Below are 14,718 nucleotides of genomic sequence, written 5' to 3' on the forward strand. Positions count from 1 at the left end.
CGATGAACAACCCCCTGCCCGCCGAACCCGGCATTCGCGTGACCCTTGCCGAACTGATCGAGATGCGGCATCGGGTGCGCGAAGTGCAACTCTTTTCCTCCCCCGGCCAACGCAGCCCTCTGGTGGGCTTGCACCACTCAAAGCTGCGCGGACGTGGGGTCGACTTCGATCAAGTAAGGGTTTATCAGGCCGGCGACGATGTACGCACCATCGATTGGCGCGTGACCGCGCGGACCCAGGAGCCGCACACCAAAATGTTCCATGAGGAGCGTGAGCGGCCGATCTTCATCCTGGCCGAGCAAAGCCGGCGCTTGTTCTTTGGCTCGGGGCTGATGTTCAAGTCCGTGCTCGCGGCCCAAGCGGCGAGCCTGATCGGCTGGGCCGCGCTGGGCCACAACGACCGGGTCGGTGGCCTGGTGTTCGGCGACCACGAACATTACGAAATCAAGCCCCGGCGCAATAAACAAAGCCTGTTGCAACTGCTTAACCGTCTGGTGCGGGTTAACCAGTCATTGCACACCGAAGTGCAGTCCGACCGCGATGCTTTGGGCATGGCGCTAATCCGCGCCCGCGAAGTACTGCGCCCCGGCAGCCTGGTGATTGTGATCTGCGATGAGCGCGCCCTCACCGATGCCGCCGAACAGCAATTAAGCCTGCTGTCGCGCCATTGCGACTTGATCATGTTGCCGCTGTCTGACCCGTTGGACCATGCCCTGCCCGCCGCAGGGCTGTTGCGTTTTGCCGAGCGCGGCGCGCAGCTCGAACTCGACACCCTCAACTATGATTTGCGCCAGGCCTACCGCGCACAGGCCGAGGCCCGCATCGCGCGCTGGGAGCTGCTCGCGCAAAAACTGCGGGTGCTTTTGATGCCACTGAGCACGCAGAGCGAAATGATCGAGCAACTGCGTGAATACCTGAACGCCAAACGCCCCGGCAAGCCGCTATGAAAGACCTTGAAAACCTGCAACCGCTGATCACCCCGCCCGATATTGGCCTGTGGCCACCGGCGCCAGGCTGGTGGTTGCTGCTGATCCTGATTCCGGCGCTGGCCTGGGGCTTGTGGTGGTTACGCCGCTACCTGCCCGCCAAGCGCCAGCCCCAACGTGTCGAGCAACCGCTAGACCCGGTGCGGCTGGCCGCGCTAGAAGAACTGGCACAGTTCACCAAGCCTTACGATGGCGCGCCTGCCGGTGCCTGGCTGCAACAACTCAACGGTTTGCTCAAGCGCCTGTGCCGCAGTCATTACCCCTACAGCCAGAGCCATACGCTCAATGGACGAAAATGGCTGGCATTTCTCGACAATCGCTGCCCCGCAGCAGGCTTGACTCGCTGGATGGTGTTGGTGGAAGGCGCCTATAAACCCGAATGCAAGCTCGATGACAAGGCCATTGCCGGGCTCAATCAAGCGGTTGAAACCTGGATTCGCAAACATGTTTGAATTTGCCTGGCCATGGCTTTTCGCCTTATTGCCATTACCCTGGTTGATGCGCCTTGTGCTGCCAGCCGCCGACAGCGGCGAGGCCGCGCTCAAAGTCAGCTTCCTGACCGATCTGGAAGAACTGACAAGACGCAAGGCACGCACGACCATGCCCTCTGTGCGTCAGCAAACACCCTATCTGTTGCTGTGGCTGTTGCTCTTAACGGCGGCAGCCCGGCCACAATGGCTCGGCGAGCCGTTACCCATCGCCGCCAGCGGCCGTGATCTATTGGTGGCCGTGGATGTGTCGGGCTCGATGGATTACCCCGACATGCGCTGGAAAAACGAAGACATCACCCGCCTTGATTCGGTTAAAAACCTGCTGGGCGACTTTCTCGAACACCGCGAAGGCGACCGTGTCGGACTTATCCTGTTCGGCAGTCAGGCTTATTTGCAAGCGCCTCTGACCTTCGACCGCCACACTGTGCGTACCTGGCTCGACGAAGCGCGTATCGGCATCGCGGGTAAAAACACCGCCATCGGCGATGCGATTGGTTTGGCCCTCAAGCGCCTGCGCCAACGCCCGGCAGAAAGCCGGGTGCTGATTCTGGTCACTGACGGCGCCAACAATGGCGGGCAAATTGATCCGCTGACTGCGGCGCGCCTGGCGGCTGAGGAAGGGGTCAAGATCTACCCGATCGGGGTGGGCGCCGACCCGGAAGAAAGCAGCGCCAAAGGCATGTTCGGCATTAATCCCGGCGTGGACCTGGACGAACCGGCCATGGAAGAAATTGCCAAAATCACCGGCGGCCGGTATTTCCGTGCTCGCGACGGACAGGAACTGTCAGCCATCAAAGACACCCTCGATCAGCTCGAACCAGTCGCCCAGCAGCCCACCCAGGCACGCCCGGCGCAAGCGCTTTATAGCTGGCCATTGGCAGGCGCCCTACTGTTGAGCGTGCTGCTGGTGATCCGCGAACTGTGGCCCAACAACCCACTGCAGCGCTTGCTCAGCAAGCGGCATTTTCTGCAACAACATCCGGACTGGCGCTCGCGGCTCAAACGCCTGCGCCTGCGCAGACGCCGATGAGCGCGCTCTGGCCTCACTGGTTTCGCCCTGAATGGCTGCTGGCATTGCCCCTGCTGGGCTGGCTGCTGTGGAAACTCTGGCATCGGCAAAAACGCGCCGGACGCTGGCAGATGATCCTGCCCGAAGCCTTTCATCGTGTGTTGCTCAGTGGCGGCAAGGGCCGCGACAGCAAACTGCCGTGGATTGCACTGGGGCTGGCCTGGCTGCTGGCGCTGTTCGCCTTGCTCGGCCCAAGCTGGGAGCGCGTGGAACAATCGGCGCAAAAACCGGCCGACCCGTTGGTGGTAATGCTCGAGTTGACCCCTGAAATGCTCGCCACTGACAGCTCGCCCAATCGCCTGGAACAAGCGCGACGCAAACTCTACGACCTGCTGCAAAGCCGCAGTGATGCGCAAACCGCCGTGATTGTGTACGCCGGCAGCGCCCACACGCTGGTGCCGTTGTCCGACGATCTGGCGACTAGCCGCAACCTGCTTGAAGCCGTCAAGCCTTCGATCATGCCGCAACCGGGCAATCGCGCTGACCTGGCCGTAGACAAGGCCCTGAAACTGCTGGACCAAGGTGCGCTGGGCCAGGGCCGCCTGCTTCTGGTCACCTCCTCGCTCAGCGAGCAAGAACGTGCAGGCATTCGTCAGGTACTCAATGGTCACACCCCGCCCCTGTTGATACTCGGCATCGGGACGCGCGAAGGGTCGCCGGTGGTCGAAGAAAACGGCGAGTTCCTCAAGGATGCCCAGGGCGCAATCCTTTTGCCGCGCCTCGACAGCCCGAGCCTTAAAGCCTTTGCACTGGACGTGGGCGGCCGCTATCGACAGGCACGGCTGGATGACGTCGACCTTCGCGGCCTGGGCTTGCTCGACGGCCCACAAAACTTGCGCGATGACGGTCAGACCTTGCGCCTCGACACCTGGGCCGACCAAGGTTACTGGTTACTGCTGCCCCTATTGTTGTTAGCGGCCTGCGCTGGCCGACGTGGCTGGCTGTTTTGTCTGCCCTTGCTGTTTATGCTGCCACAACCCAGCTATGCCTATAGCTTCACCGACCTGTGGCTGCGCCCCGACCAACAAGGGCTACGCCTGCTGGAACAGAAAAAGCCACTGCAAGCCGTTGAGCATTTCGAAGACCCGCTATGGCAAGGGCTGGCGCTGTACCAGGCCGGTGATTACACCGGCGCAGCGCAGCGCTTTGCCGAGGTCAACAGCGCCAGCGCCCATTACAATCGCGGCAATGCGCTGGCCATGAGTGGCGAACTCGAAGCCGCCATCGACGCCTACGAACAAGCCCTCGAATTGCAGCCGGACATGCAGGTCGCGACGCAAAACAAAGCCTTGATCGAGCAAATACTGGAGCAAAAGCGCGAAGAAAACCTCGCACCTGCGAACAAGGCCCCAGATACCGCGACCGAGCCCGAAGACACTCAACCCTCGATCAGCAGCAGTAGTTCCACCGCCACAGGCGAAACCGACCCGCATCAGCAAAGCAGCTCGGCAACCGACCCTGCCGCACATGCCAACACTGACGACTCGCTTGAGCCACCGCCGATACCCAATGCCGAGCCCGGCAGCGAACCCGATGACGAATCGACCACGCATCCGCCGGCGGCTTCAACCACACCGATGGATGACGAACGCCATCAGGCACTGGAACAATGGCTCAGACACATCCCCGACAACCCCAGTGAGTTGTTGCGACGAAAATTTTGGTATGAACAGCAGCAACATCAGGACACGCCTCAATGAATCGCCTCTGCGTTTTGCTACTTTTGCTCTGTTGCTGGACCTTGCCCGCCCATGCGCTCGGTCTGGTCGCCAGCGTTGACCGCGACCAGCTCAGTTCCGGCGAAACCGTCGAACTGACACTGGAGAGCAACGACGCGACCTTGTTCGGCAAGCCCGACCTGACGCCACTGGACAACCTGTTTGAGGTGCGCGGTACGCGACAGGTCAATCAACTGACCACGCTCAGCGATGACAACAAGGCCACCACCCGCTGGATTATCACGTTGCAACCCAAGCAAACCGGGACGGTGATCATCCCGTCGCTGCAAGTGGGTGATTACCACAGTTTGCCGATCAACCTGACCGTGACCCAAAGCAGTGCCAATGAAGCCGAACTGGCTCCGGTATTTATCGAGGCCAACCTCGAACAATCCAGCGTTTACGTACAAGCCCAGGCGATATTGACCCTGCGCGTTTACCATTCCGTTGCCCTGTACGACGACAGCAACCTGACCCCGCTGCACCTGACCGATGCCATCGTTGAGCAACTGGGCGAGTCGCGCACCTACGAAAAGATGATCAATGGTGTGCGCCATGGCGTGATCGAAGTCCGTTACGGGGTTTACCCCCAGCACAGCGGCGAATTGCTCATACCGGCGCTCACCTTCAGTGCCACTCAAGTCGACAGCCAGCAAGCCAATGCCCCCGCTCCGCTGGGACCAAAACCCGGAAAAATGATCCATGTGACCTCGTCTGACATCCCGTTGACCGTCAAGCCCAAGCCCGAGGACTACCCGGCCAATGCCGCTTGGCTTCCGGCCCGCAGCCTGAGCATGAGTGAGACCTGGAACCCCGAGCCGGATCACTGCAAGGTCGGCGACTCGTTGACCCGCACCCTCACACTCAAAGCCGAAGGCCTGTCCAGTGCTCAGCTCCCAGCGCTACCCGCGACCGAAGTCAACGGCTTGCGGCGCTACCCGGATTTGCCGCAACTGAGCAATCAAATTACCGAAAGCGGCCTGATCGGCAGTCGGGAGGAACGCGAAGCGCTGGTGCCGACCCGCGTCGGCCAGGTGGAACTGCCTGCCGTCGAAGTGGTGTGGTGGAACACCCACGAAGACCGACTGGAGCGCAGCTACCTGCCGGCGCGCACGTTACAGGTCGCGGTCAACCCCAATCTGGCCGCAGACAGCCCTGACAATACTGTCGCCATTGCCTTGAGTCATGACTCAAGCCTGTGGTGGTGGCAACTGAGCACCTTGCTGCTGGCCTGCACGACCCTGATTGGCTTCGGCCTGTGGTGGCGCGCTCGCTGGCAACCGGCAATTTTACGCGCCGCACAAACGGGTCCGAGCCCTCGTACGCTGCTCGACGACATCAAGCGCGCCTGCCTGGCCAACGACCCGCAAGCCACGCGTCAGGCACTGGATGCCTGGGCCCGGCAACAACCGGAAACCCTGGCCGAAATGGCCGCGCGCTTTGTGCTGCTGTCCGATGCACTGGACGGCCTCAACGGCGCCCTCTACAGCGAAACCGGCCAATACTGGCAAGGTGAAGAGCTATGGAAAGCCATTCGCAGCATCCCGGCCGCCGAGCGCGAACACGACGTAGCTGGCGAACCGAGCAGCTTACCGCCGCTCTACCCCAAATAATTTCAAGGTTGACCCTTAACCCTGCAGGAGCCAGCCCGCCTCGCGATCTTTTAAAAGATTGCAGCCCGCGGCAGCTCCCGCAGTGAATCCAACCGACATTGAAGTCTCTCTTTTAAACGGATTCTGTTATGCGCCTTTTTCACACCTCCGACTGGCACCTGGGGCAAAACCTCCATGGCCAGGAACGTGATTTCGAACATGCTTGCTTCCTGAGCTGGCTGCTCACCCAACTGGCCACCGAACAACCCGACGTACTGCTGATTGCCGGCGACATCTTCGATACGGTCAACCCTACGGTCAAAGCCCAGGAGCGGCTCTACGACTTCATCGTCAGCGCGCACGAGCAGCAACCCACGTTGACCATCGTGATGATCGCCGGCAACCACGACTCCGGTTCACGCATCGAATTGCCCACACCGCTGATGCGCCGTTTGCGTACGCACGCGTTGGGCCGGGTCATGTGGCTCGATGACGGCCAATTGGATGCCGAACGCCTGCTGATCCCACTGCCCGATGCGTCCGGCGAGATCGCTGCATGGTGCCTGGCGCTGCCCTTCCTGCGACCTGCCGAAGTGACCGGCGCGCACCTGGGGGATGATTACCTGCGCGGCATTGGCCGGGTTCACGAATGGCTGATCGAAGCCGCCAACGCCAAGCGCAAGCCAGGGCAGGCACTGATTGCCATCAGCCATGCGCACATGGCGGGCGGCTCGGTGTCGCAAGACTCAGAACGCAGCCTGATTATCGGCAACGCTGAAGCCCTGCCCGCCAGCCTGTTTGGCCCCAGCATCAGCTATGTCGCGCTAGGCCATCTGCACAAGCCGCAACGAGTGAACAGTGAAGACCGAATCCGCTATTGCGGCTCGCCTATCCCCTTGTCGTTTTCAGAAATCGGCTATCAGCATCAGATCCTCGACGTTACCCTGAGCGGCGAAACCCTGGTCAAGGTCGAGACGCGCCTGATCCCAAGGGCCGTCAACTTGCAACGTATTGGCCCGGCGCCACTGGCCGAAATTCTCAGCCAACTGGTCGAATTGCCCGACATTGACTTGCTGGCCGATACCCTGCGCCATCCTTGGCTCGAAGTACGGGTCAAGCTCGACGAGCCGCAGCCCGACCTGCGCCAGCAAATCGAAACAACCCTGCAAGGCAAGGCCGTGCGGTTAGTGCGCATTGCCGCCGAATACGCGGGTAGCGGCAGTCGCCCGGGGGATGACGACACTCAGCAGTTGATCGAGCTCGACCAACTGACCCCGCAAGAGCTGTTCAGCCGCGCGTGGCAAGACAGCTATGGCAGCGAAGCAGACGAGCAAACGCTCAAGGACTTTGCCGTGTTGCTGCAAGAAGTCCAGCTGGAAGGTGAACAGCCATGAAAATTCTCGCCATCCGCCTGAAAAACCTGGCCTCTTTGGCGGGTCCGTTTGAGTTGGACTTCACTGCCGAACCCTTGGCCAGTGCCGGGCTGTTTGCGATCACCGGCCCCACAGGTGCCGGCAAAAGCACCTTGCTCGACGCCCTGTGCCTGGCCCTGTTTGGTGCCGTGCCGCGCCTGAACAACACGGGCCGTGACGCCAAAGTCCCGGATGCCGACGGCGAGATTGCCACCGGCGACCCGCGGACCCTGCTGCGCCGCGGCACCGGCGAAGGTTATGCCGAAGTCGATTTTATGGGCATCGATGGCCGTCGCTATCGAGCGCGCTGGGAAGCCAACCGAGCCCGCGAAAAGGCCAATGGCAAGCTGCAAGCCAGCCGCCAAAGCCTGCGCGACCTGGACAGCGACCAACTGCTGGCCAGCCAGAAGAGCGATTACAAAGTGCAGCTGGAGTCACGTCTGGGGCTGAACTTCGAACAGTTCACCCGCGCCGTGATGCTAGCCCAGAGTGAGTTCAGCGCCTTCCTCAAGGCCGACGACAACGAGCGCAGCGAGCTGCTTGAAAAACTCACTGACACTGCGCTGTATACCCGTCTGGGCAAGCGTGCATTCGACAAGGCCAAAGAGGCCCGTGACGTGCACAAGCAATTGCAGGATCAGGCGGTCGGCGTGACCCCGATGGAGCCACAAGCCCGCGCCGAACTGGATCAACGCTTCAGCGACGCCCAACAGCAACTTAAAACCCGGCAAAGCCAGCTCAAGCAGCTCGAACGGCAACACACATGGCTCAAAACCCTGGGTGAACTGCAAGAACAGCAAAACAGCGCTGCCGAGCAATTTCAGCAGGCGCAAACCCTGTGGGACGGTCAAGCCGAGCAACGCCAGACCTTGGAGTTGCTGGAGCAACTCGCCCCCCAACGTCATCAATTCGCCCGTTTGGTCGAACTGGACGCGCAACTGAGCCCGCTGGCCGAACACATCGCTGTACACCTGCAACAGCAAACCGAACGTGCCCAAGATCAGACCCGGCTTGAACAAACACTCCAGGACGCGCAACAGGCTGCCAGCCGCGCAGAGGCCGAACAGCGTGATGCTGCACCGCACTTGCAAAAGGCGCATTTAGAACAGGCCACCCTCAGTCGGGTGACGCAAACACTCAACGCGCAACAGACGCTCAAGCAGCAGACTGAAGTGGCCTGCGCCGCAGGGCAAAAAGCCCTGGACGCGTTGCTTGAACGCCAGCAGCACAGCACTGAACGCCTGGCGCTGATTGCCACGCAACTTGAGCAAAGCACTGCGCTGGCGCCGCTGGCCAGCGCATGGGACGGCCATCGTCGCGGGCTGCAACAGTTGGTGCGCTTAAGCAACACCCTCAGCAAAGGCCGCGAAGAACTGCCCGCGCTTGAGCAACGCGCCAGCGAAGCGGTCCAACAACTCAACACGCTCAACAGCACCCTGGAGATACTGTTCCAGGAAGCCAAAGCCGAACCGCATGCCGTCAACGAGCAAATCCAGACCCTAGGCAGCCTGTTGGCCGAGAATCGCCAGCAGCAACGTGCCTTCGAAGAGTTACAACGCCTGTGCAGCGGCCAGTTAGCCCTTGAAGCACGCTTGCAGGCGGTGCAGCTCAAGTTGCAAACCCTGCAATCCGAGCGCGAACACCTGATCGAGCAAGGCACCCAGACCAAAAAAGCGTTTGAGGCCGCTGAACAGGCACTTAAGGTTACCCAGCAACTGCTTGAGCGCCAGCGTCTGGCGCGCAGCGCCAGTGTCGACGAGTTACGCGCGCAACTGCAAGACGACCAGCCCTGCCCGGTTTGCGGCAGCCATGAGCACCCGTATCACCAGCCAGAAGCGCTGTTGCAGAGCCTGACGCGCTTTGATGAGCAAGAAGAAGCCACTGCGCGCAAGGCGGTGGATGCACTCAAGGAAACACTGATTCAGTTGCGTGAGAAAGTCGGTGGCGTGAACGCTCAGCATCGCGAGTTTTTGCAACAGCACCAGCAGATCATCGACGAACAGCAGGCCTTGGCCCCAAGCCTGGAAGCGCACCCGCTGTACACGCAATGGCAGGCACAGGACCCCGCCAAGCGGCAAGCCTGGCTGACGCTGCGCCTGAGCCAGTTGCAACACAGCATCTCCCAGGACGAGCAGCGTCAAAACACCCTGCTCACCCTGCAAAAAGAAGCCGCGAAGTTGCAGCAGCAACTTCAGCGCTGTAACGAAGCCAGCCAACTCGCAAAACAGCAGTTGAGCGACCAGCAACAGCACCTCAAAGCCGACAGCGCGCGTTTTGAGGAAGAGCTGGCCGGGTTTGCCAACATCCTGCCCGAGGCCACCGTCGCAGCACTGCGTGAGAACGCTGCTGGCGCTTTCATTGCCCTTGATCAGCAGGTGACGCAGCGCCTGGAACAGCTCGACCAGCAACGTGACGAACTGTCCGAACAGGCTGAGCGGACCCGTCGGATCGAGCGCGAACAGTACCAATACGCCAGCCACACCAAAGAGCTGGAGACTCTGCAACGCAGCGTGGCCGAGTTGCTCGAACAGCAACAGGCCAGCCAGCAGAACCTCAAGCATTGGCTGGGCGAACACAGCCGTGTCGAGCACTGGCAGCAACACCTCGAACAGGCCGTTGAGCAGGCCCGCAGCACTCAGGCTCACGCCAGCGAAGCCTTGCAAGCCGCCGCCAAACAGTGGGTCCAACTGGCGGCCGAACTCAAGGCTCAACGAGAGCGCCTGGACGCGCTGCAACAGGAACACGACAGCTTGAGCGCTCAGGTTGCGCAATGGCGTGCGCAGCACACGGCACTCGACAATGCCCGCCTGCAACAGTTGCTGGCCTTGGACGACACGCACGTGCGTGACTTGCGCCAGCAACTGCAAGCCAGCGAAAAGGCCGTGGAGCAAGCGCGCGTCCTGCTGCAAGAGCGCGAACAACGTTTAAGCCAGCATCAGGCCCAGGCCAATGGCAACCTCGATGCGCAAGCGCTGGACAATGCACTCAATGAACTCAATGCATTGCTTGGCGCCAGCGATCAACAGCTGGCTGAACTGCGCGCCCAGCAGGCTGAAGACCAGCGGCGCCAAGAGGCCAATCAGGCCTTGGCACAACTCATCGCCCAGGCCTATGAAGAATGGCAGCGCTGGGCACGCCTCAACGCCCTGATCGGCTCGGCAACGGGTGACACCTTCCGCAAAATCGCTCAGGCCTACAACCTGGATTTGCTGGTGCACCACGCCAACGCTCAGTTACGCCAACTGGTGAAGCGCTACCGCCTCAAGCGCGGCGGCAGCATGCTCGGGTTGTTGGTGATGGACACCGAAATGGGCGACGAACTGCGCTCGGTGCATTCACTGTCCGGCGGCGAAACCTTTCTGGTGTCGCTGGCACTGGCGCTGGGTCTGGCCTCAATGGCGTCCAGTACGCTGAAAATCGAGTCGCTGTTTATCGACGAAGGCTTTGGCAGCCTCGACCCCGAGTCGTTGCAATTGGCGATGGACGCACTTGACGGTTTGCAAGCCCAGGGCCGCAAGGTCGGGGTGATTTCCCACGTACAGGAAATGCACGAGCGCATACCGGTGCAAATCCAGGTGCGCCGTCAGGGCAATGGCTTGAGCACCGTGGAGGTCAAATGAGTGAACACGTGCTGTATTCCTTCCGCCGCTGCCCGTATGCCATGCGCGCGCGTATGGCTTTACGTTACAGCGGCGTGCCGTTGTCGATTGTAGAAGTCAGCCTCAAGGCCAAGCCCGCCGAGATGCTGGCCCTGTCGCCCAAAGGCACGGTACCGGTGCTTGCCTGTGCTGATGGGCAGGTGATCGAACAGAGCCTGGAAATCATGCACTGGGCCTTGGCCCAGCATGACCCGGACAACTGGCTTGGCGCGAACAGTGCATCGCTGATAGAAGAAAACGACCAGCTATTCAAGGTCAATCTGGATCGCTACAAATATGCAATTCGCTACCCGGAGCAGCCAATGGAGCATTACCGGGTGCAAGCAGAGCAATTTTTGCAGCGCTTGGAAGAGTTGCTCGAACGCACGCCGTACCTGGCAGGCGACACCTTAAGCTTGGCGGACGTGGCACTGGCGCCATTTGTACGCCAGTTCGCCCACGTTGACCGTGAGTGGTTCGAACACGCGCCCTACCCGCTCCTGCGGGTTTGGCTGGAGCGGTTTTTAGCGTCTACGTTGTTTACATCGGTGATGGCTAAATCGCAATAAATCCATAGTCGCTGACGAGGAACGAAGGCTGTGATCGACGGCGCAGCCTCGTTCCTTGGCAGCGACTAAACGTCTGTGCCACGCAGCATGCTTTGCAATACTCCGTCACGGCGGATCCAACCGTGGAACAACGCCGCCGCCAGATGCAGCAGCACGGTAAAAAACAGCAAATACGCCAAGTACGTATGGGCCTTGCGCAAAAAGGCAAAGGTTGTGGGGTTAGCCGGCAAAATCGATGGCAGTTGCAAGGCGTTGCTCAGCATTACCGGATCCCCAGCAGCCGAGATCATGGCCCAGCCCACAATCGGCAAGGTAAACATCAGCGCGTAGAGCAACACATGGGACAGCTTGGCGGCCAGCACTTGCACGGCAGGCAAGTCGGCAGGCAACGGCGGTTGCCGAGTCGAGAAGCGCACAAACAGGCGCACAACCACCAACAGCAAAATGGCGATGCCCAAGGGTTTATGAAGGTTGAGCAGCCATTCATGGCGCTCGGAGACCGATGCCGCCATACCCGCGCCGATAAACAGCATGGCAATGATCATCAACGCCATCAGCCAGTGCAGCAGGCGTGCCAGGGGCGCGAAATGCGAGGTGGGTGTGCTCATGGACGTTTCTCCTGGGAGAGCTGGTCAACTTCACTGGTTCGGCGCAGATAGGAACTGGCATAGGCGGCTGATCGGGCGGCCAGCAAGGGGTCTGCCGAGCCTTCGATGCCACTGGGCAAAATCAGCGGGTCATAGTTAATGTCGCGGCACTCGCCAGTGTTTTGCGGCTCTGCTCGTTGCAGAACCAATGTTCCCGCATTCAGCACCTTGCGCTCGACAGGCCAGGGTTTGCTCGCATCATTAATGGGGTCGCCCGCCTCGGCCAATGTCAAGTTGAACTGCCATTTCAAGGGGCTGACCGACAAGCGTTGCGCCAGATCTTTTTCCAGATAATCCGCTTCGTTGGGCGCACTCGCGCCTGCAGCGTCCTGACCTTCAGGCACCACGCCCCAGCGCACAGCCTGACGCTGCCCTCGCGCATTCACCAGATAGAAGGCATTGATCCCGTTGTAAGTTTCGGTGGCGAAACTGGCAGAGGGCCTGGCTGTTTTAACCCACTGCAAAAAGGGCCCGGTTTCCGGGTGGGCAGCAAAGAATGCGGGCATGGCATCGGGCTTGGGCTTGCCGGTAGCCGCGTCCGGGGCACCGGCTTGCAACATGGCATAGAACGCCTCGGGCGTGCCCACCGGGAAGACCGGCATGCTGTTCATACCGGTTCGCCATTGCTGGCCATTGGCTTGGGTGAAACGCAACGCCAGACTGCGAATCGGCACGCTGCTGTCAGGCGCGTAAGGGTTGCCGCTGGGCAAGGCAAAACGCCCGACTACCGGCGTGCGACCTGTTTGAAACACTTGGGCAGTGGAAAGCGACTGCACAGTGCCATTGCTTTCGAAATAACCGATCACGCACATGCCCTTGGCATGATTGCGTCGATACCCCGGGTGCACACCGTTGTTGTGCTCCAAGGCATTTACCAGGGTTTTGGGGCGCAGTCGCTGAGAGTCCAGGGTGCCGTTGACGTAAAAAAACGTGCCGGCAATGGCCGCCACCACTGCCCCTATACCCGCCAGACGCAGCAACACGCTCGCTGGGCCCAACGCAGGTTTGACGGGCCGCCCAGGCGGCAATTGATCTACCATGTAAGAACTCCGAGGCCACGGGGCCATCAGGTGGATGACCTATGAGACGCAGGCCGATCAGGCTTATTCCCGCAGAGCCACGCATATTTTTAAGCGCTTTATTTTCACGCGCCGGGAATAACCCTTAATCCTAGTCGTCTTCAGGGTTCCACCCCCACTAACAGACCAATGCCGTGCAGGTCCCCATGCCCCCATTTGACGAGCAACTGCGCGAACTCATCCCGCGCCTAAGGCGCTTTGCGCTGTCGTTGACGCGTCACTCCAGCAATGCCGATGATCTGGTACAAGCCTGCCTGGAGCGAGCACTTGGCAGTGTGGCCAGCAAACGCCCCGAAGGGGATTTGCGGGCATGGCTGTTTACCATCCTTTATCGCCAATTTATCGACAACCATCGGCGCTCTCGACGCTACGCCCGCATGCTGGAGTTCTTTACCGGTCGCGACGATACCCAACCCTCTACCGAGCGCACGGTTATCGCACAATCGGCGCTGCAAGCGTTCGATCAACTGAGCACCGAACAGCGCGCCCTGTTGCTTTGGGTATCGGTGGAGGGCTTGAGCTACCAGCAAGTCGCGGACATTCTTGAGGTGCCTATTGGCACCGTGATGTCACGTCTTTCACGCGCGCGTCAGGCGTTGCGCCTACTCAGCGAAGGCGAAATCACCCGCCCTGTTTTGCGGAGACTGAAATGATCACCACCCCACCCAGTGAGCGTGATTTGCATGCTTACGTTGATCATGCGCTCAGCGAGCCAGAGCGTCAGCAGGTTGAGCTGTATCTAGAGGCACACCCCGAAGTCGCAACCAAAGTCCATGCCTGGCTGCACGACGCTCAAAACCTGCGGACGGCGTTACAGCAGACCTTGCTGCAACCGGCCAATCAGGCGCTTGATCCTGCGGCCATTCGCCAGCGTCAGCGTCGGCAATCAGCGCGCCACTGGGCAACGGCTGCGGTGCTGTTGATTGCTGTGAGCGTGGGAGGCGTGGGCGGCTGGCAGGCCAGACAGATGACATTGAGCCCCCACCTATTACCCATGTCCGATGCGCTGGCGGCACACCGCATGTTTGCTGAGCAAGGTTTTCTGCCCGCCGACTATAAAGTTGAGCAAAGCAGTGACATGCAGGCCTGGATGGATCGTTATTTCAGCCACGCGCAGCCTTTGCCAGACTTGAGTCGTGCGGGATTTAAACCGGTCAGTTGCCGTTTGCTCACCACCGATCAGGGCGGCGCAGCCATGGTGCTGTACGAAAATACCCAAGGGCAACAAATCAGCTTTTACATTCGTCCGCCTGGACCGCAGAACACCTTGCTGCCTCGGGGAAGTCGACGCGATGGCGATTTGCAGGCCGAATACTGGTCAGGCACCGGTTACAACTACGCCATGGTCGGACCGGCAGAAGGCCCGACTGCGCAACTGTTGAATACCGTGGGATTTTAAACGGGTAAAGAGAACTTACTGTAGGAGCGAGCTTGCTCTTACAGAGATTCGGGGTGTACTGACGTGCGCAATGTAACAGCAGCAAAGTAGACACGCCATAGTCAGGCCCGGCGAATAA

General features: G+C 60.4%; 12 protein-coding genes. 10 read left to right on the plus strand and 2 right to left on the minus strand.

Annotated elements, in window-relative coordinates:
* Nucleotides 1–2: 2 nt before the first annotated feature.
* The 8 genes from ACIQYF_RS05460 (at nucleotide 3) to ACIQYF_RS05495 (ending at nucleotide 11,475) form a co-directional block, all read left to right on the plus strand.
* A complete protein-coding gene (locus ACIQYF_RS05460; protein WP_019409454.1) occupies nucleotides 3–947 on the plus strand; it encodes a DUF58 domain-containing protein in 945 nt (314 codons plus the stop codon).
* Nucleotides 944–1,438 (plus strand): DUF4381 domain-containing protein, encoded by a 495-nt coding sequence (locus tag ACIQYF_RS05465; RefSeq protein ID WP_402857717.1) that lies wholly within the window; start codon nucleotides 944–946, stop codon nucleotides 1,436–1,438. Before ACIQYF_RS05460 ends, ACIQYF_RS05465 begins: the two co-directional genes overlap by 4 nt.
* Entirely contained in the window at nucleotides 1,431–2,507 is a 1,077-nt protein-coding gene (locus ACIQYF_RS05470; protein ID WP_402857720.1) for a vWA domain-containing protein, read from the plus strand. The genes ACIQYF_RS05465 and ACIQYF_RS05470 overlap by 8 nt, the downstream gene beginning before the upstream one ends.
* Nucleotides 2,504–4,246 (plus strand): VWA domain-containing protein, encoded by a 1,743-nt coding sequence (locus ACIQYF_RS05475; RefSeq protein WP_402857723.1) that lies wholly within the window; start codon nucleotides 2,504–2,506, stop codon nucleotides 4,244–4,246. The genes ACIQYF_RS05470 and ACIQYF_RS05475 overlap by 4 nt, the downstream gene beginning before the upstream one ends.
* Nucleotides 4,243–5,877, plus strand: coding sequence for a BatD family protein (locus ACIQYF_RS05480; protein ID WP_402857726.1), 1,635 nt, complete (start codon nucleotides 4,243–4,245; stop codon nucleotides 5,875–5,877). The genes ACIQYF_RS05475 and ACIQYF_RS05480 overlap by 4 nt, the downstream gene beginning before the upstream one ends.
* 128 nt (nucleotides 5,878–6,005) lie before the next feature.
* Complete coding sequence (locus ACIQYF_RS05485; protein ID WP_402857729.1) at nucleotides 6,006–7,250, plus strand: exonuclease SbcCD subunit D C-terminal domain-containing protein; 1,245 nt, start codon at nucleotides 6,006–6,008, stop codon at nucleotides 7,248–7,250.
* Entirely contained in the window at nucleotides 7,247–10,888 is a 3,642-nt protein-coding gene (locus ACIQYF_RS05490; protein ID WP_402857732.1) for an AAA family ATPase, read from the plus strand. Before ACIQYF_RS05485 ends, ACIQYF_RS05490 begins: the two co-directional genes overlap by 4 nt.
* Nucleotides 10,885–11,475 carry a glutathione S-transferase gene (locus ACIQYF_RS05495; RefSeq protein ID WP_402857735.1) on the plus strand — a complete coding sequence of 197 codons (591 nt, stop codon included), beginning with the start codon at nucleotides 10,885–10,887 and terminating at the stop codon, nucleotides 11,473–11,475. Before ACIQYF_RS05490 ends, ACIQYF_RS05495 begins: the two co-directional genes overlap by 4 nt.
* A 65-nt stretch (nucleotides 11,476–11,540) precedes the next feature.
* On the opposite strand, the gene ACIQYF_RS05500 is transcribed toward ACIQYF_RS05495, so the two are convergent.
* Both ACIQYF_RS05500 and ACIQYF_RS05505 read right to left on the minus strand, forming a co-directional pair.
* The gene (locus tag ACIQYF_RS05500; protein ID WP_402857738.1) at nucleotides 11,541–12,083 is read right to left on the minus strand and encodes a cytochrome b; all 543 of its coding nucleotides are present in this window, start codon (nucleotides 12,081–12,083) and stop codon (nucleotides 11,541–11,543) included.
* The gene (locus ACIQYF_RS05505) at nucleotides 12,080–13,162 is read right to left on the minus strand and encodes a catalase family peroxidase (RefSeq protein ID WP_402857741.1); all 1,083 of its coding nucleotides are present in this window, start codon (nucleotides 13,160–13,162) and stop codon (nucleotides 12,080–12,082) included. Before ACIQYF_RS05505 ends, ACIQYF_RS05500 begins: the two co-directional genes overlap by 4 nt.
* A 185-nt stretch (nucleotides 13,163–13,347) precedes the next feature.
* Here ACIQYF_RS05505 and ACIQYF_RS05510 point away from each other — a divergent pair, with 185 nt between their 5' ends.
* Complete coding sequence (locus ACIQYF_RS05510; RefSeq protein ID WP_402857744.1) at nucleotides 13,348–13,854, plus strand: sigma-70 family RNA polymerase sigma factor; 507 nt, start codon at nucleotides 13,348–13,350, stop codon at nucleotides 13,852–13,854.
* Nucleotides 13,851–14,600 (plus strand): anti-sigma factor family protein, encoded by a 750-nt coding sequence (locus tag ACIQYF_RS05515; protein ID WP_402857747.1) that lies wholly within the window; start codon nucleotides 13,851–13,853, stop codon nucleotides 14,598–14,600. The genes ACIQYF_RS05510 and ACIQYF_RS05515 overlap by 4 nt, the downstream gene beginning before the upstream one ends.
* The last annotated feature ends 118 nt before the right edge of the window (nucleotides 14,601–14,718 follow it).

Source organism: Pseudomonas sp. NPDC096917 (genome assembly GCF_044762555.1).
In the GTDB taxonomy this organism is placed as follows: Bacteria; Pseudomonadota; Gammaproteobacteria; order Pseudomonadales; family Pseudomonadaceae; genus Aquipseudomonas.

Bases quoted from the DNA above. Each gene is read 5' to 3' on its own strand.
- ACIQYF_RS05460 (WP_019409454.1), top strand. From the start codon at position 3: ATGAACAACCCCCTGCCCGCCGAACCCGGCATTCGCGTGACCCTTGCC.
- ACIQYF_RS05465 (WP_402857717.1), top strand. From the start codon at position 944: ATGAAAGACCTTGAAAACCTGCAACCGCTGATCACCCCGCCCGATATT.
- ACIQYF_RS05470 (WP_402857720.1), top strand. From the start codon at position 1,431: ATGTTTGAATTTGCCTGGCCATGGCTTTTCGCCTTATTGCCATTACCC.
- ACIQYF_RS05475 (WP_402857723.1), top strand. From the start codon at position 2,504: ATGAGCGCGCTCTGGCCTCACTGGTTTCGCCCTGAATGGCTGCTGGCA.
- ACIQYF_RS05480 (WP_402857726.1), top strand. From the start codon at position 4,243: ATGAATCGCCTCTGCGTTTTGCTACTTTTGCTCTGTTGCTGGACCTTG.
- ACIQYF_RS05485 (WP_402857729.1), top strand. From the start codon at position 6,006: ATGCGCCTTTTTCACACCTCCGACTGGCACCTGGGGCAAAACCTCCAT.
- ACIQYF_RS05490 (WP_402857732.1), top strand. From the start codon at position 7,247: ATGAAAATTCTCGCCATCCGCCTGAAAAACCTGGCCTCTTTGGCGGGT.
- ACIQYF_RS05495 (WP_402857735.1), top strand. From the start codon at position 10,885: ATGAGTGAACACGTGCTGTATTCCTTCCGCCGCTGCCCGTATGCCATG.
- ACIQYF_RS05500 (WP_402857738.1), bottom strand. From the start codon at position 12,083: ATGAGCACACCCACCTCGCATTTCGCGCCCCTGGCACGCCTGCTGCAC.
- ACIQYF_RS05505 (WP_402857741.1), bottom strand. From the start codon at position 13,162: ATGGTAGATCAATTGCCGCCTGGGCGGCCCGTCAAACCTGCGTTGGGC.
- ACIQYF_RS05510 (WP_402857744.1), top strand. From the start codon at position 13,348: ATGCCCCCATTTGACGAGCAACTGCGCGAACTCATCCCGCGCCTAAGG.
- ACIQYF_RS05515 (WP_402857747.1), top strand. From the start codon at position 13,851: ATGATCACCACCCCACCCAGTGAGCGTGATTTGCATGCTTACGTTGAT.